The organism is Pseudoalteromonas aliena, from assembly GCF_038155085.1.
Lineage (GTDB): Bacteria > Pseudomonadota > Gammaproteobacteria > Enterobacterales > Alteromonadaceae > Pseudoalteromonas > Pseudoalteromonas aliena_A.
In genome coordinates, this window is the sequence record NZ_JBAKAU010000008.1 from 1 (window position 1) to 25,019 (window position 25,019).

At 38.1% G+C, this 25,019-nt stretch carries 20 protein-coding genes, 1 other RNA gene and 1 pseudogene; 9 read left to right on the forward strand and 13 right to left on the reverse strand.

The window, feature by feature from the left end:
* The 4 genes from V6260_RS09435 to fabB form a co-directional block, all read right to left on the reverse strand.
* Positions 1-1,622 (reverse strand): FimV/HubP family polar landmark protein (locus tag V6260_RS09435; RefSeq protein ID WP_341593834.1); only part of this gene is annotated, 1,622 nt, incomplete at its 3' end.
* Positions 1,623-1,971: 349 nt separating this feature from the next.
* The gene (locus tag V6260_RS09440; protein WP_341593835.1) at positions 1,972-2,988 is read right to left on the reverse strand and encodes an aspartate-semialdehyde dehydrogenase; all 1,017 of its coding nucleotides are present in this window, start codon (positions 2,986-2,988) and stop codon (positions 1,972-1,974) included.
* A 48-nt stretch (positions 2,989-3,036) separates the two neighbouring features.
* Positions 3,037-4,158, reverse strand: coding sequence for a 4-phosphoerythronate dehydrogenase (locus V6260_RS09445; RefSeq protein WP_341593836.1), 1,122 nt, complete (start codon positions 4,156-4,158; stop codon positions 3,037-3,039).
* 111 nt (positions 4,159-4,269) lie between these two features.
* Positions 4,270-5,481 (reverse strand): beta-ketoacyl-ACP synthase I, encoded by a 1,212-nt coding sequence (gene fabB, locus V6260_RS09450; protein WP_341593837.1) that lies wholly within the window; start codon positions 5,479-5,481, stop codon positions 4,270-4,272.
* A gap of 183 nt (positions 5,482-5,664) precedes the next feature.
* Between fabB and mnmC the strand changes: the two genes are divergently transcribed.
* Positions 5,665-7,674 (forward strand): bifunctional tRNA (5-methylaminomethyl-2-thiouridine)(34)-methyltransferase MnmD/FAD-dependent 5-carboxymethylaminomethyl-2-thiouridine(34) oxidoreductase MnmC, encoded by a 2,010-nt coding sequence (gene mnmC / locus V6260_RS09455; protein WP_341593838.1) that lies wholly within the window; start codon positions 5,665-5,667, stop codon positions 7,672-7,674.
* 325 nt (positions 7,675-7,999) lie between these two features.
* Positions 8,000-8,635 carry an NAD(P)-binding oxidoreductase gene (locus V6260_RS09460; protein WP_341593839.1) on the forward strand — a complete coding sequence of 212 codons (636 nt, stop codon included), beginning with the start codon at positions 8,000-8,002 and terminating at the stop codon, positions 8,633-8,635.
* A gap of 34 nt (positions 8,636-8,669) precedes the next feature.
* Here V6260_RS09460 and V6260_RS09465 read toward each other — a convergent pair.
* Positions 8,670-9,405: pseudogene (locus V6260_RS09465) on the reverse strand (sulfite exporter TauE/SafE family protein).
* A gap of 175 nt (positions 9,406-9,580) precedes the next feature.
* On the opposite strand from V6260_RS09465, the gene V6260_RS09470 reads away from it, so the two are divergent.
* From V6260_RS09470 to V6260_RS09480, 3 genes are all read left to right on the forward strand, one after another.
* Entirely contained in the window at positions 9,581-10,585 is a 1,005-nt protein-coding gene (locus V6260_RS09470) for a YHYH protein (protein ID WP_341593840.1), read from the forward strand.
* A gap of 35 nt (positions 10,586-10,620) precedes the next feature.
* Entirely contained in the window at positions 10,621-10,917 is a 297-nt protein-coding gene (locus tag V6260_RS09475) for a hypothetical protein (RefSeq protein ID WP_341593841.1), read from the forward strand.
* Positions 10,918-11,073: 156 nt separating this feature from the next.
* Positions 11,074-12,165, forward strand: a complete 1,092-nt coding sequence (locus V6260_RS09480) for a hypothetical protein (protein ID WP_341593842.1) — start codon at positions 11,074-11,076, stop codon at positions 12,163-12,165.
* Positions 12,166-12,269: 104 nt separating this feature from the next.
* Here V6260_RS09480 and ssrA read toward each other — a convergent pair.
* Positions 12,270-12,626, reverse strand: a transfer-messenger RNA (tmRNA) gene (gene ssrA, locus V6260_RS09485).
* Positions 12,627-12,906: 280 nt separating this feature from the next.
* Complete coding sequence (gene rnt, locus V6260_RS09490; RefSeq protein ID WP_341593843.1) at positions 12,907-13,599, reverse strand: ribonuclease T; 693 nt, start codon at positions 13,597-13,599, stop codon at positions 12,907-12,909.
* A gap of 202 nt (positions 13,600-13,801) precedes the next feature.
* Here rnt and V6260_RS09495 point away from each other — a divergent pair, with 202 nt between their 5' ends.
* On the forward strand, positions 13,802-14,680 hold the full coding sequence (locus tag V6260_RS09495) for a flagellar protein MotY (protein ID WP_341593844.1): 879 nt from the start codon (positions 13,802-13,804) through the stop codon (positions 14,678-14,680).
* Positions 14,681-14,990: 310 nt separating this feature from the next.
* Here the strand turns inward: V6260_RS09495 and V6260_RS09500 are convergent, their stop codons facing one another.
* Positions 14,991-15,851 carry a DMT family transporter gene (locus tag V6260_RS09500; RefSeq protein WP_341593845.1) on the reverse strand — a complete coding sequence of 287 codons (861 nt, stop codon included), beginning with the start codon at positions 15,849-15,851 and terminating at the stop codon, positions 14,991-14,993.
* A gap of 216 nt (positions 15,852-16,067) precedes the next feature.
* Between V6260_RS09500 and V6260_RS09505 the strand changes: the two genes are divergently transcribed.
* A complete protein-coding gene (locus V6260_RS09505; protein ID WP_341593846.1) occupies positions 16,068-17,270 on the forward strand; it encodes an aromatic amino acid transporter in 1,203 nt (400 codons plus the stop codon).
* Positions 17,271-17,311: 41 nt separating this feature from the next.
* Here V6260_RS09505 and ggt read toward each other — a convergent pair whose 3' ends face one another.
* Both ggt and V6260_RS09515 read right to left on the reverse strand, forming a co-directional pair.
* Positions 17,312-18,985 carry a gamma-glutamyltransferase gene (gene ggt / locus V6260_RS09510; RefSeq protein ID WP_341593847.1) on the reverse strand — a complete coding sequence of 558 codons (1,674 nt, stop codon included), beginning with the start codon at positions 18,983-18,985 and terminating at the stop codon, positions 17,312-17,314.
* 97 nt (positions 18,986-19,082) lie between these two features.
* Positions 19,083-19,625 carry a GNAT family N-acetyltransferase gene (locus V6260_RS09515; RefSeq protein WP_341593848.1) on the reverse strand — a complete coding sequence of 181 codons (543 nt, stop codon included), beginning with the start codon at positions 19,623-19,625 and terminating at the stop codon, positions 19,083-19,085.
* A gap of 51 nt (positions 19,626-19,676) precedes the next feature.
* Between V6260_RS09515 and V6260_RS09520 the strand changes: the two genes are divergently transcribed.
* The gene (locus tag V6260_RS09520) at positions 19,677-20,036 is read left to right on the forward strand and encodes a hypothetical protein (RefSeq protein WP_341593849.1); all 360 of its coding nucleotides are present in this window, start codon (positions 19,677-19,679) and stop codon (positions 20,034-20,036) included.
* 88 nt (positions 20,037-20,124) lie between these two features.
* On the opposite strand, the gene V6260_RS09525 is transcribed toward V6260_RS09520, so the two are convergent.
* Together V6260_RS09525 and putP are read right to left on the reverse strand one after the other, a co-directional pair.
* Positions 20,125-20,574, reverse strand: coding sequence for a GNAT family N-acetyltransferase (locus V6260_RS09525; protein ID WP_341593850.1), 450 nt, complete (start codon positions 20,572-20,574; stop codon positions 20,125-20,127).
* A 625-nt stretch (positions 20,575-21,199) separates the two neighbouring features.
* Positions 21,200-22,678: a sodium/proline symporter PutP gene (gene putP, locus V6260_RS09530; protein ID WP_341593851.1), complete on the reverse strand. Its 1,479-nt coding sequence runs from the start codon at positions 22,676-22,678 to the stop codon at positions 21,200-21,202.
* A gap of 326 nt (positions 22,679-23,004) precedes the next feature.
* On the opposite strand from putP, the gene V6260_RS09535 reads away from it, so the two are divergent.
* Positions 23,005-24,231 carry an EAL and HDOD domain-containing protein gene (locus V6260_RS09535; RefSeq protein WP_341593852.1) on the forward strand — a complete coding sequence of 409 codons (1,227 nt, stop codon included), beginning with the start codon at positions 23,005-23,007 and terminating at the stop codon, positions 24,229-24,231.
* 56 nt (positions 24,232-24,287) lie between these two features.
* Here the strand turns inward: V6260_RS09535 and V6260_RS09540 are convergent, their stop codons facing one another.
* Positions 24,288-25,019: an MlaA family lipoprotein gene (locus V6260_RS09540; RefSeq protein ID WP_182682688.1), complete on the reverse strand. Its 732-nt coding sequence runs from the start codon at positions 25,017-25,019 to the stop codon at positions 24,288-24,290.

Here is a 25,019-nt window from a genome sequence, read left to right on the forward strand (position 1 = left end):
GCTTCATCGATTAAACTATCTATATCATCTAAATCAAACTCGTCTACTTCTTCAACCAACGAAGTATCCACATCATCAGATAACTCACCTACAGCCGAATCTTCAGACTCGCCTGCTTCATCGATTAAGCTATCTATATCATCTAAATCAAACTCGTCTGATTCTTCAACCAACGAAGCATCCACATCATCAGATAACTCACCTAAAGCCGCCTCTTCAGACTCGCCTGCTTCATCGATTAAGCTATCTATATCAAAATCATCAGAATCGTTAGCTAACTCTTCACTAAGAGCTGCCATTTCATCATATGACTCTAAGCTGTTATCTTCTTCGTTATCGTTTCCAGAAGAACTTTCATCGGCATCAAATAAACTGTCTAAAACATCAGATGTTAAAATATCACCTTCAATCTCAGAAGATTCTAAATCAATAGATTCATTTGAGTTATTATCCAAAGGGTTATCAAAGTCTTGCTGCATAAATATATCGAGTTCATTATCATCACCGTCAATATCTTCATCGGCAAAAACAACGTCATCTTTTAATAAACTTTCTAGCTCATCTTGATCAAGTAAGTCACTCTCGGAAGCGTCATCTAAATTATCATCTAATGAGTCCGTAAATTCATGCTCATCATCCGGAAGCATTTCACTTTCGAGGCTGTCATCTAATTGGACACTTAAATCATCTGCTATTTCAGGTTCAACTTGCTTATCGAAACTCTCTGATGATAAATTGTTTCCATCTAGGTTTGTCATTTCAGGGGGGAATTCGCCTTCATCATTATTAGAGCGCTTGCGTAAGAACATCACAATAGCAAAAATAATTAATAAAGCAGGAATCGTCATTAATAACGATAACACTAAGGGATTTGAAAGCATTCCTTCTTCTGATTCGGTCTCTTTTTCTTGTATTATTATTTGATTTTGTTTTTCAATTAAGTCTTTCAGTTGTTGCTGTATTTCACTATCTTGATCAAGCTGTAGACGGACTTTTTCAAGCTCTTGTGATATACCTGTTAACTGCTTTTTTAGATTATTATTTTCAATTACAATTTCTTCAACATTATTCACCGAATTTTTAAACTGTTGCTGTAATTCAACCAATTTAGTGCTTTGCTCTGTTTTTATTTCATTTAATTCTTGTTGTAATATTTTCTTTGCGTCGTCTACATCAGCTTTAAGTGCTTGGGTTCCTTTAATATCACCTTCAATAACTTCACTTGTATTAGATGTAGCATTTTTCTTTTTCTCCCATAACTCATCATCTTTTTCTGAACGCTGCTTAGCTAATTTTGGGTTTATGTTTCTTATTTCTGCCAAGCTCGGTACTTTTAAAAAAGAACCACTTCGCATGTGGTTAAGGTTTTGCTCTAAAAATGAATTCGGGTTCTTGTTGTACAGAGCCTGCATAACTTGGTAAATACTAACCGCGTTACTAGGGCGTACTTTAGCGGCAATACGCCAAAGCGTGTCAGTTGGTTTTATTGGCCCAATAGTTCGCCCTTGTACAACATCATTAGAGCCCTTGGGGCCCTTTAATTGGGTAGTACTGTCTTGAGAGTAAAGCGGAGTTACTACCAATGCAGACGCTAATATAATAAGTAAAGCTAAACCGCGCATGCTGATCCTTTAATGTATAAATTTTGCGTAACAAGTACTTTTAATTACACAAGTATTAATTATTCTTGCCATAATCAACCAAACTGTTGATTCTAATTTTTTATTACAGACTATTTTTATTGCAAGCTCCATTCCAGTTATAAACTATAAACCAGTTATAACTTAATATCCATTGCAACACCTTGAAAATAAATACCTTAAGTTATAGCGCTTATACTATTTTATTGTGAAAAATCAAGGTGTTTCGATTATATATAAATATAAGCGGCAATATATTGGCAACCCTAAAAACAAAAAGCGGTAAACTTTTAAAATTTACCGCCTTTTAATATCCCTAATTACCTTTTGGTTATAAATAATTAGCGATTAACTCTTCTGCAATTTGTACACTGTTAGTGGCCGCACCTTTTCGAGTATTGTCACTTACGACCCACATATTCAAGCCATGCGGGTGTGAAATATCAGCGCGAAGACGGCCTACATATACAGTATCGTTACCACTAGCATCAGACACAGCAGTTGGGTAGTCGCCTTCATCTTCAATCAGTTCTAACCCTGGTGCATCTTTCAATAACTGTTTCACTTGCTCAAAATCATATGGCATACGTGTTTCAATATTGATTGACTCAGAATGACCAAAAAATACAGGGATGCGTACACATGTTGGATTTATTGCAATTGTGGTATCACCTAGAATTTTATGAGTTTCGTTTACCATTTTCATTTCTTCGCGGGTATAACCGTTATCTTCAAACACATCAATTTGTGGAATAGCATTAAACGCTATTTGCTTAGGGAATATTTCATTGTCCATTGGACGAGCGTTCATTAAATTAGCAGTCTGCTTTGCTAACTCGTCCACAGCTTCTTTCCCTGCGCCTGAAACAGCTTGATAAGTAGATACATTAATACGGTCTATACCGTATGCATCGTAAATTGGCTTAAGTGCCAGCATCATCTGAATAGTTGAGCAATTAGGGTTAGCAATAATATTACGATTTCTAAAATCGGCAATACTTGAAGCATTAACTTCAGGCACGACTAGTGGGATTTCAAAGTCATTTCTAAACTGTGATGTATTATCGATTACAATACAGCCGGCATCAGCAGCAATAGGAGCATACTTTTCAGATACACTGCCACCAGCAGAAAACAAGCCTATATGCGCCTGGCTAAAATCAAAGCCTTCAACGTCAAGTACTTCAATGGTCTCACCACGAAACTTTATGTCTTCACCCGCACTACGGCTGCTAGCAAGTAAAAAAAGCTGATCAACAGGAAACTTACGTTCTGCTAGTGTTTCAATGATTTGACGGCCTACTAAACCAGTAGCGCCAAGTACGGCAACGTTATATTTTTGCGACATATTTCTTCCTCTATAAACGACATTAAAACAACATCGCTAGTTAAATAATTATTCAGCTATGCTAAAGCCAAGTTGACTAAGTGCTGCTAGTTGTGGGCTATTACCTTGTAACAATAACGTACTAAACTCTCGCCTTGTCGGATAGTTTTTACGCAAACTATCAAAGCCATCACTCTCTAAGTGACGAAGTAAAATTCCGTCATCGCGACGTACGTCATAAATTAAATGTACCAAACGGGCAATATCTTGCTCATTAAGATTTTGCGTAACAGTTGTATTCGTAATAGCAGGTGTTGGTAAAAAATCATCCAGCGATTTACTCACCTCAACATCTTCTAATTCACACAGTTTTTGATACAGCATTTGTGTACCTCGTGCTTTTCCCTCAAGTGTATGCCCCGCAATATGCACGCTAGCGTAACGAACATGCTCTAGTAGTTTAATTGAAATATTGGGTTCTTTTTCCCATACATCAAGCACTAAATCTAGATCCGCTCCCCCTTCCATAACCTCAAGTAATGCTTGGTTGTCAATCACATCGCCTCGACTTGCATTAATTAATGTCAGTCCTGGCTTAAGTACTTTTAATCGGTTTTTATTCATCATGTGCAGCGTTTTATACTCGCCACTTTTAACAAGGGGTACATGGAAAGTAACCGCATCACAGCGTTCGAGCAACTCATCAAGATCTACATGCTCATTCAGTAAGCCCTGCTCATATTTAGGTGGGTCACATAATAAAATGTCAACATTAAGCGCTTTTAACTTGTCTGCTAAACAGCTGCCTATATTACCAACCCCTACAATACCAATTGTTCGCCCACACAGCGGCTGTGCGTTTTCTTGGCTTAGTGCAAATAGGCTACTTATTACATACTCAGCCACTGCAATAGCATTACACCCAGGTGCGCTGCTAAATGCAATAGCTCTATCACTGAGTAGTTGTGTATCAATATGATCAACACCAATGGTTGCTGTGCCTACAAACCTAAGTTTATTTGCTTGTGCTAGCAAACTGCTATTAACTTTAGTTACCGAGCGTGTAAGAAGGACATCTACATCAATAAGTTGATCGGGCCTTAGATTCCGACCATCAAAGCGAGTTATTTCACCAAAGTCTGCAAAATACTGCTCAACTAAAGGCATGTTTTGATCGGCAAAAATCTTCATTGGGGAGCCCGTTTGGAAAGTGAAGCGCTATTGTAACGAACTACCTTACCTTTACACAAACTAAAAAGCCGAGCATTGCCCGGCTTTTTATCACTGTATAGAGAAAAAGAATTAATCTTTATATTTACTCATAACTAATGTGGCATTAGTACCACCAAAGCCAAAGCTATTAGACATTACAGTATTCAGTTCTACATCAAGGCGCTCAGTCACAATATTCAGCCCTGCTGCTTCCTCATCTAACTCATTAATATTAATTGAAGGCGCTACAAAACTGTGCTCTAACATCAATAATGAGAAAATAGCTTCGTGAACACCTGCTGCACCTAGGGCATGACCCGTCATTGCTTTAGTTGCGCTGATCATCGGTGAGTTACCACCAAATACTTCTTGAATTGCACCAAGCTCTTTTACGTCACCTACAGGAGTAGATGTACCATGAGTATTTAAGTAATCAACGCTCTCTACATCTTGCATTGCTTGACGCATACAACGCACTGCACCTTCACCCGATGGTGCTACCATATCGTAGCCATCAGATGTGGCGCCATAGCCAACAATTTCAGCATAAATATGCGCGCCACGCGCAAGTGCATGTTCAAGTTCTTCAACAACAACAATGCCACCACCACCTGAGATAACAAACCCATCGCGGTTCGCATCGTATGTACGAGATGCTTGCTCTGGTGTTTCGTTATACTTAGTTGAAAGTGCACCCATGGCGTCAAATTCCATAGCCAACGTCCAATGGAGTTCTTCACCACCACCCGCAAAAATTACATCTTGCTTACCAAGTTGAATTTGCTCTACCGCATGACCAATACAATGTGCAGACGTTGCACACGCAGAACTAATTGAGTAGTTAACCCCTTTAATTTTAAAAGGAGTTGCTAAGCAAGCAGACGTTGTACTCGCCATCGTCCGTGGAACCATATAAGGACCTACACGCTTTACGCCTTTTTCACGTAAAATATCAGCCGCTTCAACTTGCCATTTAGACGAACCACCACCAGAACCAACTAATAGGCCAGTGCGTTCGTTAGATACTTGCTCGTCAGTTAGACCTGCATCTTCAATTGCTTGTTGCATTGAGATGTAAGAATAAGCTGCTGCGTCTCCCATAAAACGCATCGCTTTACGGTCAACATGCTCTTTAACATCAATATCAATTTTACCCGATACGTTACTACGTAACTTATAATCGGCAAATTCTTGGTTAAACGCGATACCGCTTTTTCCGGATTTCAACGATTCTAATACTTCTTCTTTATTATTACCGATGCTTGATACAACACCGATACCTGTAATTACGGCTCTTCTCATGGGTAATTCCCTTAGCTTAGTACTAAATTATGTTCTATTTTACGCTGTTTTTAATAGCTAAGTGGTCAGCTTTCTAGCGTACACATGTACTCTGAAGTTCTAGCTTATAAATAACTCCAGACTATTTCAAAGAAAACCCGTAAAATAATTTAAAATATACTGTTTTATAAAATTTAATAAGTAATGATAAAAAACGCCCAAATACACTTCAATCATTTAGGTACGCCTGTTGCTGATAACTTTGACGATGTTTATTTTTCTGACGACGATGGTCTAGCCGAATCTCATTATGTGTTTTATAAACAAAACAATATAGATGCACGGTTACAAAATCATGACCAATCACATTTTGTTATTGCCGAAACTGGTTTTGGTACCGGTTTAAACTTTTTAAATGCATTACAATGCTTTACTGACCACCTAAAGCAAGCACAAGTTCAAACCGACTGTGAAAAAAGTGTAGAGCGTCTGCACTTTATCTCATTCGAAAAATATCCATTAAAAGCAAGTGATTTAAAGCAAGCTTTAAAAGCCTGGCCTACCTTAACTCCATTAAGTGAACAATTGCTTGAACAATACCCCCTAAATTTAGCTGGTTGTCACCGTCTAGAATTTAATAATGGTCAAGTGCTGCTCGATTTATATTTTGGCGATGTACTCGACTCTATAAACACAATGAGCTTTGCAAAATCAGGAGTAGTTGATGCTTGGTTTTTAGATGGCTTTGCACCAAGTAAAAATCCTGATATGTGGCAACAAAGCGTGTTTAATTCGATAGTCGATATATCTAGAAACAATGCAACACTTGCAACCTTTACTGCTGCAGGTTTTGTACGCAGAGGGCTTATTGAAGCTGGCTTTAACGTCCAAAAAGTCAAAGGTTTTGGCCGAAAACGAGAAATGATTATAGGGCACCTTGCCAAAGCCAATGCAAAACAGTCCGGCCCAGCTTACTTTAATCAAGACTCGAGCTCTCTTCAAAGGGTGGCTGTAATTGGCGGTGGTATCGCCAGTAGCTGTATTTTATATAGCCTAGCAAAGCGTGGAATTAAAAGTACACTTTTGTGCCAAGATGAAAGGCCAGCAATGGGCGCATCACATAATGTGCAAGGTGCTATTTATCCTCATTTACAAGCTAAAAATTCACCACATAGTGAATTGTTTGCACATAGCTTTTTATATGCAAAACGCGTCTATAGTAATTTACTTAAACGTGGCTTCAACTTCGATCATGACTGGTGCGGCGTATTACAACACGCGGTAAAAAAGCCTCTGGCCGATAAACATGAAAACTTAGCACAAAAACAGCTGTGGCCAACTCAGTTGATGCGTAATGTAACCGCAGAGCTAAGCGACGAAATAGCGGGTGTAAAAACAGGTTATTCGGGCGTATTTTTTGAACAAGGCGGCTGGGTTAACCCACCACAATTAGTAAGCGCCATGCTAAAGGCTGCAAATAACCTAAGCCCATTTAAAAGCGTATTTAACTGCAATATAAAACAGCTAAAAAAAACTGAAAGCGGTTGGTTCTTATTAACGAATGATGAGTCGTTAGGTCCTTTTAGTGATGTAATTATTTGTGCGGGCGAGCACAGTGATGCATTTGAGCAAACAAAAGTGCTACCAATAGTAGGCGTGCGCGGACAAGTTTCACACATAGAGGCAAGTGAGCAATCACGCAAACTTAAAACAGTGCTGTGCCATAAAGGCTATTTTACTCCGGCTTATTTAGATCGACACTGTATGGGCGCCACATTTGAAAAAAACACAAAAAGCCGCCAAGTTACCGAGCAAGACAACTTAACCAATAAAGAGCAGTTACTTAATTTTTACGACCAAAGTGAATTTGCCTCCACCCTTGGCGATATAACCTCGGCAAAAGCGGCTGTCCGCTGTACATTTATAGATCACCTGCCAATGGCAGGTCAATGGTGCGAGAAAAGTGATTACACTATGGCTTTTGCTAATCTACGTTTAGGTAAACGCTACCAATATGAGAAACTTAATAAGCCACAACAAGGTCTACATATTTTTACCGGCTTTGGTGCCCGCGCGTTGTGTAGCGCACCGTTAAGTGCTGAACATCTTATAAGCTGTTTAAATAACGAGCCTCGCCCATTAAGCGAGCGTGTTAGTCAAGCTATTCACCCTGCTCGGTTTATAGTGCGAGATTTAATTCGAAATAAAATTTAAGCAACTGCGGTGCTTTTTGATAGGCTAAAAAACACCGCTTTAAAAATTATAATCAAAGCATCTCCAACTAAAAATAACTACCAAAAAAATATTGTTAATTTATACCATTGCGACAATATCTAAAAAGCATAACAACCAAATAAAAAACTCTAAAAAACACGTCAAAAGCAGCTAATTTTAATGCTCAGTTAAGTATAGAATTTTAATTAAAGTTTTTTTTAAGATTAGCTCATTTAAACTATTTATTGCCCTTTAAAAATAATCCCCTACCCCAAAGTCTATTTGTAAGCACATTACTTTTACTATTTATTGGAAGGAGTTAATTATGAGTAAGACCCTAATTATTGGCGCAAGCGGACAAATAGGTAAAATGGCAACTGAGCTACTTTTAGAAAATGAGCAAAATGTTGTGGCATTAGTGCGTGACAAAAATAAGTTAAGTGATTTAAACAGCGCTTTTTTAACTATTGTTGAGCAAGATCTTGAAGGCGATTTTGGTGATGCAATGAAAGGCTGTGACCAAGTGATTTTTGCTGCTGGTTCTGGTGGAAGTACAGGCGATGATAAAACTGTACTCATAGATTTGTGGGCTGCAACTAAAGCAGCTACCTTTGCTAAAGAACATGGCGTTAGACACTTTATCATGGTCAGCTCAATTGGTGCTGACGATCCAGATTCGATTCAAGGTGATTTAAAACCTTACTTAGTTGCTAAGCACATGGCTGACGAGCACTTAATCAATAGTGGTTTAAATTACACGATTGTTCGCCCTGGTACACTGACTGATGAGAGCGCTTCAATGCAAGTAACGACGCAGCGACCAAGTGACAGCTCAAAAGCTAAAATTAGCCGCGAAAACGTAGCCAATGCATTATTGCATATTGCCACCAACTCATTTATTAGTAACCGCATTTTTGAGTTATTTGATGGCGACAAACCAATTAAAGCCGCTGTTAAATAAGCTTTATTATTTAAAGACTATTACTCCACTTTTACTAGTGGAGTAATATTTTTACCCCTTGCCAACCTAGTTGCAGTGTTAATAACGTTAAATTTATCCCCTGACATACTTTTAAGTAATTTGATTCCAAACCAAGTACCTACAATACCACTCATTATCATAGCAATTACAAGCGGCACCGATTGCCAAAAGCTAAAACCAACAGCACCATAAATTATCGCTTTTAATAAATGCTGCACACTCATAATGCTCGAAAACGTTGCCGTAAATTTTAACTTTTCGTAATTATTTATATATAAGCAGCTACCAACTAATGGGCCACTTGCCCCCACAAACATAGAAATAAAAGTAGTTATTCCACCGGCAATCATACGCCACACCTTAGAGGTTAATTTTATAGGTGGCGTTTTACCCCATAGTAAATAAATAACAAAAATAGCGACCACTAACTTCATAGCATCAAGCGATATATCATCAATTACAAAACTTGATAACCCCGCCCCTACTAAGGCGCCTAACGCAAAATATACAAACATGCTTTTATCAATATGCTTAAAGCTGAGTAAGAACCTATTCGCATTAGAGCCAAGCTGTACTAAACCATGCACAGGCACAACAACTGCCATAGGCATAAACGACGCCATAACAACAAGCAGCATTAATCCGCCACCCGCCCCAAATGCAGCAGATATAAAAGAAGTTAAGCCAGCGGTGATCATTAACAATAAAAACAGAAATAAAGACATGCTGTCAGGAAATAAAAAATCCATAAAACTCCACTGCCTATTTAAGTACTTTTAAGTCTCAGTATTTTAAACAATAAAAGGTACTACACACGTTTATAGCAACTCTATCGCAGGCTATGTACTATGTTGCGTTATTTTTGCACTTTGTTTGCACATTTAACAAATATTATACATCCAACTTCACTACCGGATATTTTTGATGAGAAGATTTAACGCACCAATTTTAACGCTGCTTGCAGTGTGCATACTCGTACTGAGTTTAACTGCCTGTAACGGTAGCGATACTGAGAGTAGCGTCGTAACTGAAACAACCACAAATGAGGGCACTACGACAGATACTTCAACCGATTTTGTTGTAGAAGTTGACCCTTTTAACTTTGAAAGCGATGCACTCATTTCATCAATTACCACTCAAACATGTACGCTAAGTAATGGCGATGAAGCCTCATGCTACAAAATTGATATTGCAGGTGTGCCTTCAAATTACGAGATTGGTGTATTTTGCCCTCAAAATATCACCTCAACAGCAGACGAAGCCGGTATTTGGTTTGATGGCACCGGTGAGGTTTACGATATAACCGGAGATTTTATCTTAAATCTACCTACATTATATAACGATAGTCATTGGCAGCTATACGACGAAGGTACAGGCCTTGTAAATGTAACCGACACACAAGAATCGTGTGATGGCGCTGCACGTCCAAACGTAGAAGAACAATACCAAAACCACTGTGTAGAATGCTCTATTGATTATGTTGATGGCGGCATATCAGAATCATTTTTAATTCCAATAACACCCGTTGCAGGCACTCAAAATAGCAGTATTGGTAACGCTAATGTAGGTGTTGCTCTCAATGGTGTTGTACTTGCTGCACCTGCGCCTGTTGAGGCTATTTTGGGCGCATACACTATTGCCGCCTTTGATGATTGCGCTGGCCATATTAACTTAGTAGCAGGTTATCACTATCACGGTGAAGCAGGCTGCAGCCAAACACAAATCCAATCAGACGGTCATGCCGCCATGATGGGTTATGCACTCGATGGATTTGGTATATTTGGCATGCTTAACGAAGATGGAGTAGAACCCACTGATTTAGACGAATGTAGAGGCCACACCGACGATACACGCGGTTACCACTACCATGCAGCCGATGTATCTGAAAACATGTTTATTGGTTGTTTTAAAGGTGCTACCGCAAGATAACTCGCATTCTGGCCAAATAATTAACTGAGATACTAATGAAAATATTTAACGTGATAAAAACACTAACCAATGGCTTTTTACTTACTGCCTCATGCTCAGCGCTAAGTCATGCAGGCCACGGCTCAAATGCGCCTTGGGAAGCATGTGAAGCAAAAGCCATTAATGAAGATTGCAGCTACACAAGCCATGATAAAAAAGCGACAGGCACATGCCAAGCAATGAACAAAGTACTTATGTGCGTTCGAAATAAACCACTCGAAATATTAATAGACAAAGCAACCCAACCAGCAAGTGATCAAAAGCAATCTTTAAAATCACTCGAAAAACGATAAAGTAACAGCTACATGTAAAAGTCTTAACGCTGTTTGTTAAGGCTTTTTTAATCAAAAATCATTAGAAAGCATATCTTTTATCTGTTAAGTTAGCATTGTGTATCAAATAATAAAAATAAAATTCCAAAAATGGAATTACACAAGCAAGGTACTAATGTGAGCGCTACATTTAAAATTGTTTTTAATGGTCAGTTATATCAAAATACTAACCTTACCTCTGCCCAAGTAAAACTTAGCCAACTTCTTAATATTCCATCAAATATTGTTGTCCAATTATTTGATGGAAAAGCTTACGCTTTAAAAAAAGACTTATCTAGTATTGAGGCTGTTAAAATAGAATCCTCACTTAAAAAGCTAGGTTTGATTACTAAAGTAGAACCTCAACTCATTACTGTAATCTCTCAATCTCAAAATAATCAAATAGCACTCACTGAGCACAGTAAAAACACAGATAAACATATTAGTGAAAGTACTGATGGCAAAAGTATTTCAATACAAAACGAACGCCTAGATACAAACGAAGCCCAAAATACAGCTGCAGCTATTAAGCAAAGTTGTAATAAATACAAACTACTACGTAACACTTTAAAAAGTGCATTGTACTTTTGCTATTGCGCACTTTGTATTATTACCATAATAGGCGTAGTAATTAGTGTTAAAGCACTTAAAAACAACTTCGACACTCCAAATAACGAAACTACAAACAACTTAAGTTACCAAAACTATAAACAATATTTGATTGATCAAAACAGCCTAAATCAACCGGTACAAAAAGTAACAAACGATAAAAAAGCTAACCCTTCACAGCAAAAAAGCAATAAGTACTTTAATCGCTTTTCATTACTAATAAATAGCTATGCGCAAAGCACAGGACAAGCTGATATAAAAACGATGGGGGGTGATAAATTACAACAGCACCTGCAAGAAATAGATGACCTAGGTCCTAAAAATGAATTTTGGCAGCAACTGATACAACTTTCAAAAAGCTTAAATAATGATACGCATACAATGGCGGCACTCAACAATACTGATCCCGCCAAAGTACAATGGATAAACGCAGTAGATTGGATAAGCCAAAGTTATATTAGACAATATCAAAACTCGCAAACTACAAACAACTCTCCGGTCAGTACCTACGCGCCAAGTAACCCAATACTTAATTTAACGTTGTTAATAAGTATGCTGTCGTTATTTAGTATTTTTATAATCGCGATAAAAATGAAGCTACGTGCAATTAGAAATTCTTAAACTCTATTTTTACTTTATAAATCCCATAAAAAAACCCGCAAATTTGGGTTAACAAATTTGCGGGTTTCTTACGGTTTTCGAATAACGAGTTCAAAAACCTTTATTGGTGGAGCTGGGGGGATTTGAACCCCCGTCCGAAAAGCCTCGACCGTCGGTACTACATGTTTAGTATTGTCATTTAATTAACCTTTAAGTCCCGGACAAACACGGTAAATAAAGGCGAGGCCGCTTAGTTTTAACGCTTCAACCCCGGCCAGGGTTTCCGTCGCGATCAGGTGTTAGGGTGACACTCCAAAATCCAGTCCACAAGAATACATGGAAGGAGCGCTAGCCAGCCTAAGCTGCTAGAGAGTAGTTATCGTCGTTTGCGATTACTTTAAATTGCGGCTTTTTTACGAGGCAAACCGCACCTCGACATGCACCTTGGGCTTCTTGAATTCCGTCGAATCCTAATCAGCCCCTGAATTTAGTAACTCAATTCAGAGCGTACAAACAGTATAACCGAGTAAAGTACTGATACTCAAGGCCTAGTAACGGTTTATTTTAATTGCATGCATCAATCGCACGTTAAATAACCGAAAATTACTTATCAAACAAAAATAGTCCAATTACTTGCCTGTCAGGCGCTATTTAAAAGTAAAATACTAATGCACTTTGATACGCAGCTTAGAATAGCAAAAGGTTCTAAACAATTTTCGCGTATTTACCCGCCCCACTTAGTTAAGCTAAGGGAGGGTAAAATTACTCAGACGTTTTAGTTTCTTCGTCAGTTTCAACTTCAGCATCAGCGTCGCAATCGTCGGTTGGCGCTAATGGCCAACCACCTAATTGCTGCCAGCGGTTTACTATTAAACAATAAAGCTCGGCTGTACGCTCTGTGTCGTAAAGCGCTGAGTGCGCTTGGCTGTTATCAAACTCGATACCCGCCGCTCTACATGCTTTTGCTAATACAGTTTGCCCTAACGCTAAACCCGCTAAAGATGTAGTATCAAAGCTTACAAATGGATGAAATGGCGTGCGCTTTATATTATTGCGCTCTATGGCTGCATTTAAAAAGCCATGATCGAATGCGGCATTATGCGCCACAATAACTGAGCGTTGGCACCCAGCAGCCTTTTGCGCTTTGCGTACTACTTTACATATTTCTTTAATTACTTCGTCTTCAGGTACTGCGCCACGTAATGGTGAAAACGGGTCTATACCGTTAAAGTCAATGGCTGCTTGTTCTATATTAGCACCTTCGAATGGCTGAACATGAAAATGAACCGTATGATCTATGCTGAGCAATCCTTCGTCATCCATTTTTAAAACAGAAGCTGCTATTTCTAACAAAGCATCTGTTTCTTTGTTAAAACCTGCAGTTTCAACATCAATAACAACAGGAAAAAATCCACGAAAGCGTTTTGCGAAAGGTGTTTGCTCAGTATTTGCCATAGTCTTCTTTGTTTATACGTGTAAGCTGACTATTATGTCAAAATTGATGCCCCCTAGGCTAGGGGATTTAAGTATTTATTGCTTTAAAATTGTAGGCACATAACTTGCTTTAGCTTATAAGTTAGTTATACAGAGAACAAACTAATCATTGCAGTCGTTAATTTGCCAAATTATTGGCATTCCCGGATAGCTGGAGAGCACCATGAAGTATAAGTTGTTATTTATTAGCCTTAGTATAAGTGCAGTGCTTTACAGCACTCACTCGCAAGCTGCTATGCGCCAATATACAGCAACCCAAGACAACTCCAACTGGGAAGTAGTTAAAACAACGCGCTTACAATGCCAATTAAATCATGAAGTTCCTTATTACGGTGAAGCTATTTTTAAAGCATCAGCAAGTAAAAGTAAAAACTTAACGTTTAATTTAGATATGGTTGTACGCCCAGAAAACTATGCAATTGCAGGCTTAAAAGCAGTGCCACCTACATGGCGTGCAGGGTTGCCGGCTCGCGATATTGCAAATATGAAATTACTTAAAAAGTTTGATGGCGAGCTGGGCAATAAAACCGCATGGGAGATGCTTAGCGAGCTTGAAAAAGGCTACTACCCAACTTTCTATTATCAAGACTGGCAAAACAGTGCCGATAAAATTGCCGTTGGTATATCGAGCGTAAACTTTAAACAAGCTTACTGGGCTTTTTTACAATGCCGTGATGAGCTACTCCCTTACAGCTTTGAAGATATTTCGTTTACTGTAATGAACTATCAATCTAACAGCAGTAAATTAACTAAATCCTCGCAACAACGTCTTGATAAGATTGCTGAGTATTTAAAAAACGATGCAAGCATAGAGTCCATAAGTATTGACTCATACACCGATAGTTATGGCGGACGCTGGAATAACTTAGATTTATCGCGCAAGCGCGCCAAAACTATAAAAGATTACATGGTGAGCTTGGGTGTTGATGAAGCAAAAGTACGAACAACCGGTTTAGGTGAAAAACGTTTTGTTGATAATAACGATAACATTTTAAGCCGAGACAAAAACCGTCGTTTGATTATTCAAATAGAAAAAATGTAGTTAAGCTAATTTGTGTTTACTTTCTTTCGCTTTAAAAATTTATCACCAAATTGAAAAAGCTTAGGGCCTATTTGTCTTTCGAGGTTGAATTTGCAGCAGGCTGTTTGGCATTTAGGCATTTAGGCAAGGCAGAGCCTATGTAGTGTGGTTATTCCCCATAAATGGGCGATAACGTAGCATTAATGCCAAACAGGCGCTGCCTGAAGGGTTCTGCCTAGGGGCTATTTACTCTTTGTTGCTCGGTTTTTACTTAGCCCACTAGGTTACAAACCTCGCGCCGCGATTAAATAGCCCCTAGGTTGAACAAATTTTAATCCTGAAAGATAAACAGGCCCAGGCTAATTAAAATAATAATTGCACCAATTATTAGCTCTTGGCTTAATGGCTCTTTGTTTAGCCAAGCTCCTAAGCCTAACGCAAAGCTCGGGGTGATAAGTGTAGTAAGTGAGACCGTACTTGCATTTAGGTTTTGCAGTACATGAAAATATGCCAAAGCCCCTACTAAAGATCCAAGTATTCCTAAATAACCAATAGCCCACAATGATTTTGCACTCCAGTTTTGTATATGCAACTCACCATCTAATAACCACCACGCAATAAAAAAGAGTGGCGTTACAAAAACTAAGGCACCAAATGTTGTTGCCATAGGATGAATCGCAATCTGTACGCGCTTGATCATCACACCACTTAAACTAAAAAAGCAAACGGCCATAAACACATAAAGTAACCCGAGTCCTTGAGTTTGCGAGGTTTGTACTTGGTTATAACTAACAAAATATAAGCCGATTAAGGCGCACGCTAACGCCACTAATTTAATCGGGCTAAATTTAGGTTCATTTAATAACTGCTGAGCAAGCAACCCCGACAAAATAGGTGCAAGGCCAAACATAAGCGAAATAATACCCGAAGGGACTATTTTAGCTGCCATATAGCTCAGTAACATACCGCCAAAAATACCTATACTCGAATAAAAATAAAGTAAGCATGCATTTTTGCTCCAAGGTACTCTAATGTTTGTTATGGCAACAATTAAACCACCTAAAAACAATCCCACCAGCATACGCATTAATACAGCAAGCGTTGGCGATACTGTTTCACTGCTCCACACAATCCCCAGAGGTGTAGTAGACCAAATGAGAACCATAAAAAAATACGATACTTTTACCGGCACATGCCAATCCTTAGCGTTTTATAACGCGATACAACGTACATAAAATTATACCCTCACCACCCTATTTTAATACTTTTAAATGCATTCAAGTCCTTAATAAATACAGTTGTAAATTGTAAGTTACATTTTAATACTGCTCTTTTATTACAAAACTATTTGAGATTTGAGTAACTAGTTATATCGTGCATGTATATTAATAACAATTAAGGTAATTAAGTGCTTAAAAATAAAACAACTGGAAGCATGTTAATTGTTGCAGGCACCACTATTGGTGCGGGTATGTTGGCATTGCCAATTGCATCTGCCGGGCTTGGGTTTAGTACAGCACTTGCATTAATAATTGCTAGCTGGTTACTAATGACCTATACCGCACTGCTTATGTTAGAGCTACACCAATATGCACCACGCGATGCAACGTTAAATACGTTGGCTAAATTATGGCTTGGAAAACGCGGACAATACATCGCGAATTTTTCGATGGTTTTTTTATTTTACGCTTTATGTGCTGCTTATATAGCAGGTGGTGGTGCACAACTTCAGGCGCGTATAAATATAGGCCTTGACGCAAATATAGCCCCACAGTTCGGCTCTGTGATCCTCGCAGTTATTATTGCAAGTGTGGTAACGCTGGGCACTAGCAAGGTAGATAAACTAAATAGAGTATTATTTACAATAAAAATTATTGTATTAGCTAGTTTGTTTTACATGCTAACCCCTTATGTACAAGGTAGACACTTATTAGAGATGCCTGTAGAACAAGGGTTAATCCTTTCGGCTATACCGGTTATATTTACTTCGTTTGGCTTTCATGGCTCTATTCCTTCCATTGTTAAATATGTTGGTGTAGAAATAAAAGTACTGCGCAAAGTAATGATTACTGGAGCCGCCCTGCCTTTAGTCATTTATATTTTTTGGCAACTACTTAGCCAAGGTATTATGAGCCAAGCTGATTTACTCAACAGCCAAGGCCTTACTGGCTTTGTATCAAGCGTGGCAAGTATTGCGCATAACCCAAATGTGGCAACGGCCGTTAAGTTATTTGCTGATTTAGCACTTGCGACATCATTTTTAGGGGTGAGTTTAGGACTATTCGATTTTTTTGCTGATACATTTAAAAAAGGTGACAATAAAACGGACCGAATTAAAACGGCCTTAATTACGTTTATTCCACCACTTGGCTTTGCATTGTTTTATCCTCAAGGCTTTATTATGGCTTTAGGTTACGCTGCAATAGCACTTGTCATACTTGCAATATTTTTACCTGTAGCAATGGTTTATAAACAGCGTAAAACATCAAATAAAACAGGCTACAAAGTTAGAAGTGGTAATATTGGGCTAATAATCGCAGGGGCATCAGGGCTATTAATAATTGCCGCGCAATTTATGCAAATAGTGAATGTAATTCCATCAATTGGATAAGTAAAATGCCCCAAAAATAGTTAGGGGCAATACAAAGAGACTCAAAAAACAATTGATTTACCACGTCCTGACGCTTCAGAAGCGGCATCTAATTGGCCCTCTTTATTAATAATAACGTGTAAGTCACCAAAGTGATTCTCATCTATGGTGTAACCCATTTTTGTAAGTTCTGCTTTTACGCTATCGGTTAAACCTATGTGTGTTCTAATTATATTTTTAGGCCACAATTGATGATGAAAACGAGGGCTATTTACAACCTGCTCTGCAGTCATATCAAACTCTACCGCATTTAAAATAGATTCGTACACAGAGCTAATAATGGTTGTGCCACCAGGCGAGCCTGTCACCATTTTAACAGTCTTGTCTTTAAGGAGTATTGTAGGCGTCATAGAGCTCAACATACGCTTGTGCGGCTGTATTTCGTTAGCTTTACCGCCTATTGCACCAAACACATTCATAACACCTGGCTTGGCACTAAAGTCGTCCATTTCATCATTTAAAATAAACCCTGCACCTTCAACAACTACACCGCTACCAAACCCTAAGTTTATTGTGGTGGTATTTGCGACAGCGTTACCCATTTTATCAACGATTGAAAAGTGAGTAGTTTGCTCACTTTCTTTGAGGCCCGGTTTAATATTTTCGGTAGTAGAGATAGCGGTTAATGAAATGCCATTACTGCGCTCTTTAAGGTAGTTAATATTAGTTAACGCGTTGACTGGTACATCAAAAAAATCAGGATCGCCTAAATACTCTGCTCTATCTGCAAATACACGTTTACCTATTTCAGAAAGTAAGTGTACATATTGAGTAGAGTTATGCGCTAAGCCCGCATCTGGTTTTTGTAACTCATACATTTTAAGCCACTGTAAAATAGCAATACCACCTGAACTCGGTGGTGGCGAAGTAAGTACTTCATAACCATTCCAACTCGCTTTAATAGGTGTACGTGATTTAGCGGTGTAACCTTTTAAATCATCTTGATTAATTATACCGCCATGTTGGTGCATAAATTTAGCAATAATATTTGCAGTTTTGCCTTTATAAAACCCATCTTGGCCATTATCACGAATACGCTTTAACGTTGCCGCTAACTCGGGTTGCTTAAATACTTTATTAGCTTTTACATCAGCAAAGTATTTTTCGAAGTTTACATTTATTTTTTGCTCTTTTAGGTGAGCTATATAATTGCTTACACCTTTTGCTAACTTGGGCGGAACTACAAACCCTTGCTCAGCCAACGTTACAGCAGGCTGTACTAGTGTTTCCCACTTTAAAGTGCCATGCTTTTGATGGGCAAGCCACATACCCGCTACACTGCCAGGTACACCGCTTGCGTGAATGCCATATATTGATTTGTTTGCAATAACATTACCTTGCTCATCTAAATACATATCTCGATGAGCCGCTGTTGGCGCTGTTTCGCGATAATCTATAAAATCACCTTTGCCATCTTTTTGAATAAGCATAAATCCCCCGCCACCAATATTTCCAGCTTCAGGAAGCGTCACTGCAAGTACAAATTGTGCCGTAATAGCCGCATCAATAGCATTACCGCCTTGCTCTAATATACCTTTAGCCGCATCGGCACTGAACGAGTCAGGCATTGCGACCGCGCTTTGCGCCAAAGGCTGCGCTAAAACACTAAAAGTAGCGAACTGTAAAACCAGCACACTTTTGACGATTAATTTACTTGGTGAAAAAAGCAATCCCATACAACATCCTTAATTTATTATTTTTAGTTACGTATTCTTATTAATGCACGTCACTTAAGAACAGGTCAATCTTTATACTGTTGATATTTAATCATCTTTAAACACTTTTTGAATAAAGCACCGCAGGTAAGTCGCCTTGCTCATCTGTATGTGTATAGTTTCTTATAAATTGCAGACCTAGCTTTTTCATTATTTTTATAGAGGCCGTATTATCTTTTATTGCCGTTGCACTTATCGCCTTAACGTCATCTTGCTTTATAAGCTCACCACATAACGCTAAAGCCGCCTCGGTTGCATAACCATGCCCCCAACTCGCTTGCTTAAAGCGCCAGCCTATTTCAATATCACCGTAGTTTGGTGCATCAGTAAAAAAGTCCATAGGCCTTATTAATACCCAACCAATAAATGTATTGCTTTGCTTTATAGTGATACTCCACAGCCCCCAGCCTTTTAGCTCATTTCGATATGCGAGCATACGAGGCACTCCCTCATTTTTTATTTGATCCAAAGAGGTAGGTTCACCTCGTGTTAAATACTGCATTACAGCTGGGTCTTGGTCGAGTTCAAATAGTTGAGGCCAATCATGCTCATTCATTAATTTAAAATTTAATCGTTTTGTTACGGGAGCGTTCATTTTCATTGTTGTATAGTCTGCCTCGAATTAATTATCAGTCTCTAAAGGAGATAGCACATGAATAAATTAGCAGGTTTAGCTTTATTAGGCACTTTAATTACATTAACTGGTTGTGAAGATGCCAACGAAGTAAAAGAAGATGCAAAAGATAAAAGCGCACAAATGCAAGAAAAGCTTGGTGATGCATGGAACGACGTTAAAGAGACAACTAACGATCTTAAAAATGACGAGTCTTTAAACGAGCTATTAGAGCAAAGTAAAGCAATGGGCTTAGACATGTACGACGACGGCAAAGAGATTGCGGTTGACGCATGGATTAAAAGCAAAGAAGCTGCTGGCGAGTTAACTGAAAAGACTAAGCAAAAAGCGCAAGAAATTGCTGACGAAATTGAGCAAGCGCGTCAAGAAGATCAATAACCAATACACTATAAATTAGCTGTTTTGTGAGCCTGTAAAATTGTATGGGCTCACAATAAACTGATTTACTCTATGTATATGTACTAGCTCAGACTTGAGCTGACAGTTTCTTAGAATAAAGAACTGACTCAACCTCTTTTTGTTCGACTATTAACGTGATGTCTTTCACAAACTCCATGCCTAACTTATCCATGACCCGAATAGAAGCTTGATTACTTTTCTCTGCTGTTGCACTGATAATTTTAATACCTTTTTGGCTAGAAACCTTATCAAAGAGATTACTAGCAGCTTCAGTGGCATATCCATTTCCCCAACTTCTTTCTATAAAACGCCAACCAAATTCAATATTTTCAAAATCTGGTAGTTCTGAAAATAAATTCATTGGCTTAACTAATATACAACCAATTGGCAAGTCTGTTTGTAATTCAGATATTTGCCATAGCCCAAAGTAAGTCTGTTCACTTTTTTCAAGTGTTGGTAATGGGTTTAGCAACTTTAACATTAATCTTTCTGTTACTATTTTTATATTTTCAGGCAAATGAAAAATCTCCTCAATGTATATATTTTTCCAAATGAAACTAAGTCTATTGAACCTTCAAAGTTAAATTTTCAGCAGCCTGTTTGATATTAAGGCAAGGCAGAGCCTATGCAGTGTGGTTATGCCCCATAGATGGGCGATAACGTAGCATTAATGACAAATAGGCGCTGCCCAAAGAGTTCTTCCTAGGGCTATTTACTCTTAGGTGCATACATGGATGCAGGTAAGGGGCCGTGAGCAGGACGCGGAACTGCGCTCAGTTTTTATTTACTCTTACAGTTGGATACCGCAGGAGCAGCTACCGAGCTTACTAGGTTACAAATCTCGCTCCGCGATTAAATAGCTTCTAGTTTAAACGAATTTTAATCCGCAAAGCTTAACAGACTCTAATTATACTTTATTAACACCCTACTCTTATGGATTCACCCAAAAGCGATATAAGTCGATAAAAGCTACTATCGATTAATTTTCTGTAAACATGGAAAACTAATAACTAAAGTCAGAACAACTACAATATAACTTGCAATCACTCTCAAATAAAAAACGAGTAACAAGGCGTAATTGATATATAGAAGTTTTAAAGATAGAAATAGAAGGCAAGCTTATAGTTGCCTTCTATATAAGGTTATAACTCTTTTTCTACTTCATCAAACAAAACAGTGATGTTTTGCTCAGGCTCTTTTGTTACTAAGCTAACAACAACGATTGCAATACTAGCTAAAATAAAGCCAGGTACTATTTCATACATAAAGCTACTTAAGCTTTCACCATTGATAGTAAATGGTCCATATATCCAAATTAGCACAGTAAACGCACCCACTAACATACCTGCTAACGCTCCGGCAAAGTTCATACGTTTCCAATAGAGACTGAACAATACAAGTGGTCCAAATGCAGCGCCAAAGCCAGCCCACGCATTACTCACTAAATCTAAGATAGAGCTATCTCGATCATAAGCTAAATAAATAGCAAACATTGCAACCACGGCAACACTTATACGTCCAACAGCAACCAGCTCTTTATCGCTCGCATCTTTACGTAAAAATGTTTTATAGAAATCTTCTGTTAATGAGCTTGAGCTGACCAATAACTGAGATGAGATAGTACTCATAATGGCAGCCAAAATTGCAGCTAGTAAAAAGCCAGCAATAAGTGGGTGAAATAGTAGCTCAGAAAGAATCAAGAAAATCGTTTCAGGATCTTCAACTACAATATTATTCTCATAAGTATAAGCAGCACCAAATATACCAGTACCAACGGCACCAATGGCTGCCACAATCATCCATGTCATACCAATACGACGAGCAGTCGGCATATCTTTAACACTACGTACCGACATAAAACGTACAATGATATGTGGTTGACCAAAATAACCTAAACCCCAAGCCATTGCAGAAATAATACCTAGTGCAGAACCTGCACCAATCCAGTTAAGCATATCTGGATTCACACTATGCAAAGTAGATTCTAGAGGTTGCTCAAGCAGTGAATAAGCGACCGTTGGCACTAAAATTAGTGCAATAAACATAATACAACCTTGCACAAAGTCAGTTAGACTAACCGCTAAAAAGCCGCCAAACAAAGTATATAACACAACAACACCCGTAGTAATATATAAACCCATTTCATAAGTTAAACCAAATGAGCTTTCAAAAAGCTTGCCGCCAGCTACAACACCAGATGAAGTATAAAGAGTAAAGAAAACAATAATAACTACAGCAGATACAACACGAAGTAAGTTGGACTTATCATTAAAACGATTCGAGAAGTAGTCTGGTATGGTTATAGAGTCATTCGCTTTTTCAGTGTAAACCCTCAATCGAGGAGCAACTAAAAAATAATTTAGCCATGCACCCGCAACCAAACCTATTGCTATCCATGTACTACTAAAACCAGTAACAAACATGGCTCCTGGCAAACCCATTAAAATCCAGCCGCTCATATCTGATGCACCTGCAGACAGTGCAGCAACACTTGGGGATAAATTTCGCCCACCTAACATATAACCAGATACATCGCTTGTAGATTGCTTGTATGCATATAATCCGATACCCAGCATTACAACAAAATATAACGCTAGTGAAATAATCATTCCAGTTTCCAAATTAGCCTCCGCACAGTAATTAATAACAGGCTTTCAATCCGAATATTGACTCTTAAAGTTTTATAATAAAGACACTATTAGGATAAAAACCATTGTCCAGACTATAACATGCCTTCCGAGGAGATCTCCAACTAGTTAAAGCAAGCTAATTTGAAAACTCATACTGTACGCTTTTGATACAAAAAGAGAATTTCTATAAAAACAACAATAAAATAGATGATATCTAATGATAATTCACTATTGGTGTAAATATATCTAATGCTATTTAAACCTTTTTACAATATATTATTAATATATTGTCTAACATTATTTAAACGGAATTGTTTATGTACTTTTATGCCGCCCGCCAACCAATTTTAGACAAAAATAAAAATCTGATTGGTTATGAATTATTATTTCGTGATGGCGTAGATAATGTATTCCCTAATATAGACGGAAATGAAGCAACAACACGGTTAATTGAGGGTAGTCAATTTAATTTTGGTATAGAAGACTTAACTGATGGTAAACCTGCATTTATCAACTTCACTTTAGATACCCTAGTAAAAGGCTACCCGACTCTATTAGAAAAAAATACTCTTGTCGTGGAAATTCTTGAAACCGTACAACCAGGAAAGCGCTTATTAGCAATTGTCAAAGAGCTAAAAAATAATGGTTATACTATTGCTCTAGATGATTATATACATCAGCCAGTTTGGCGACATTTTTATCCGTATATAGATATTATTAAAATTGATATGCTGACTTCAGATAAAGAAACACTTAACTTAATTATTAATGATTTAAAACTTCATCCGCATATTAAAATTTTAGCCGAAAAAGTGGAAAGCCTTGATGTTTATAACTATGCCTTAGAACTCGGCTTCGACTATTTTCAAGGTTTTTTCTTCTCTAAACCCGAAATGATTAAAAGTAAGGCATTGCCGCCATCTGAAATTGCTCTAGCTGAATTACTCTACGAAACATCAACAGTTGATATTACCTTAGAAAAAATAGCTGAAATATTTGCAAGGGATGTGAACTTATCATATAAACTTTTACGTTATGCGAACTCAGCAGCCTTTATCAGACATGAAAAGATAAACACTATTAAACAAGCTCTTATAGCTCTAGGTATCAATGAGATCCAAAAGTTTCTTTCACTCTTATTTACAGCTCAAATTTCAGCAGAGAAGCCTACAGAGCTTATTAGGCTAACACTAACTCGGGCTCGTTTTTTAGAGAAATTAGCTTTATATCATGGAGAATTCAAAGAAACAGGCATTGCTTTTCTAACCGGCTTAATGTCATTAATGGATGCTATTTTAGATGAAAATATGGAAAAGGTTATGCTAAAGCTACCATTGTCCAACAAAATAAAAACAGCTCTACTTAATGATGAAGGTTTATTAGCGAAATATCTAAACTTAGTTAAATATCATGAACAAGCGAATTGGTCGGCAGCAAATGAAATAGCTAAAGAACTAAACTTATGTGAAAAAGTGCCCGTTGCTTATAACGAAGCGTTAAGTTGGACTAATGAACAGATGAAGCTAATGACTAACCTCTCATAATCGTTCTAAAACTAAAACGCCAGTATTATACTGACGTTTTGTCTACTGCAGTGTATTTATAAACTTTCTAAAAAGTCTTCATCAAAATCAGCTGGTTCTTCTTTAACTGGTGGATTGCCATCGTACAGCTCATAAATTTGACGTTGGAAGTAAATATCTTTTACAAATAAGTACGGATCAAGTGAATCATTTAATAGCCCTTCTTGTGGTATTAAAGATGCACGCGCCTCAACTGCTTTTAAAACAAATACTAAAATAGTCTGTGGCGTCGTTAGCGCAACTTCAGGTAATACAAAATTGTCGACTACATCACCGGTCAGGTTACGTGCTGTTGTTGGCCCCATACCTGGTAGCATTAAATAGGCGCCATCACCCACGCCCCATACACCCAACGTTTGTCCAAAGTCTTCATCGACTATTTCAAGACCTAGTGAGCTTGCAACATCAAAGATACCAAACAGACCGACAGTAGAGTTAACTAAAAAGCGTGCTAAGCTCACACTTGCATTACCCGGTTTACCTTGCAAACCCGCATTGATCATATCTACAGGTGCGGTGATATTACCTGTAAAATTAACAATACCGTTTCTTACCGGTACAGGCGTTACTTCAACATAACCTACAGCAACTGGGCGCAACAAATAAGCATCCAGTACATCCATATTAAAGTCGTATAATGGACGATTAATACTTTGCAGCGGATCTCTATCATCTACTTTGCTTTGTGGTACTTGAGCACACCCAGCTAGTATCAATAAACATAAAAAAGTAAAACTGTGTTTTAACAT

Bases quoted from the DNA above. Each gene is read 5' to 3' on its own strand.
- V6260_RS09440 (WP_341593835.1), bottom strand. From the start codon at position 2,988: ATGTCGCAAAAATATAACGTTGCCGTACTTGGCGCTACTGGTTTAGTA.
- V6260_RS09540 (WP_182682688.1), bottom strand. From the start codon at position 25,019: ATGTTAAAACACAGTTTTACTTTTTTATGTTTATTGATACTAGCTGGG.
- V6260_RS09495 (WP_341593844.1), top strand. From the start codon at position 13,802: ATGAAGTATAAGTTGTTATTTATTAGCCTTAGTATAAGTGCAGTGCTT.
- V6260_RS09535 (WP_341593852.1), top strand. From the start codon at position 23,005: ATGTACTTTTATGCCGCCCGCCAACCAATTTTAGACAAAAATAAAAAT.
- rnt (WP_341593843.1), bottom strand. From the start codon at position 13,599: ATGGCAAATACTGAGCAAACACCTTTCGCAAAACGCTTTCGTGGATTT.
- ggt (WP_341593847.1), bottom strand. From the start codon at position 18,985: ATGGGATTGCTTTTTTCACCAAGTAAATTAATCGTCAAAAGTGTGCTG.
- V6260_RS09515 (WP_341593848.1), bottom strand. From the start codon at position 19,625: ATGAAAATGAACGCTCCCGTAACAAAACGATTAAATTTTAAATTAATG.
- mnmC (WP_341593838.1), top strand. From the start codon at position 5,665: ATGATAAAAAACGCCCAAATACACTTCAATCATTTAGGTACGCCTGTT.
- fabB (WP_341593837.1), bottom strand. From the start codon at position 5,481: ATGAGAAGAGCCGTAATTACAGGTATCGGTGTTGTATCAAGCATCGGT.
- V6260_RS09460 (WP_341593839.1), top strand. From the start codon at position 8,000: ATGAGTAAGACCCTAATTATTGGCGCAAGCGGACAAATAGGTAAAATG.
- V6260_RS09445 (WP_341593836.1), bottom strand. From the start codon at position 4,158: ATGAAGATTTTTGCCGATCAAAACATGCCTTTAGTTGAGCAGTATTTT.
- V6260_RS09475 (WP_341593841.1), top strand. From the start codon at position 10,621: ATGAAAATATTTAACGTGATAAAAACACTAACCAATGGCTTTTTACTT.
- V6260_RS09470 (WP_341593840.1), top strand. From the start codon at position 9,581: ATGAGAAGATTTAACGCACCAATTTTAACGCTGCTTGCAGTGTGCATA.
- V6260_RS09520 (WP_341593849.1), top strand. From the start codon at position 19,677: ATGAATAAATTAGCAGGTTTAGCTTTATTAGGCACTTTAATTACATTA.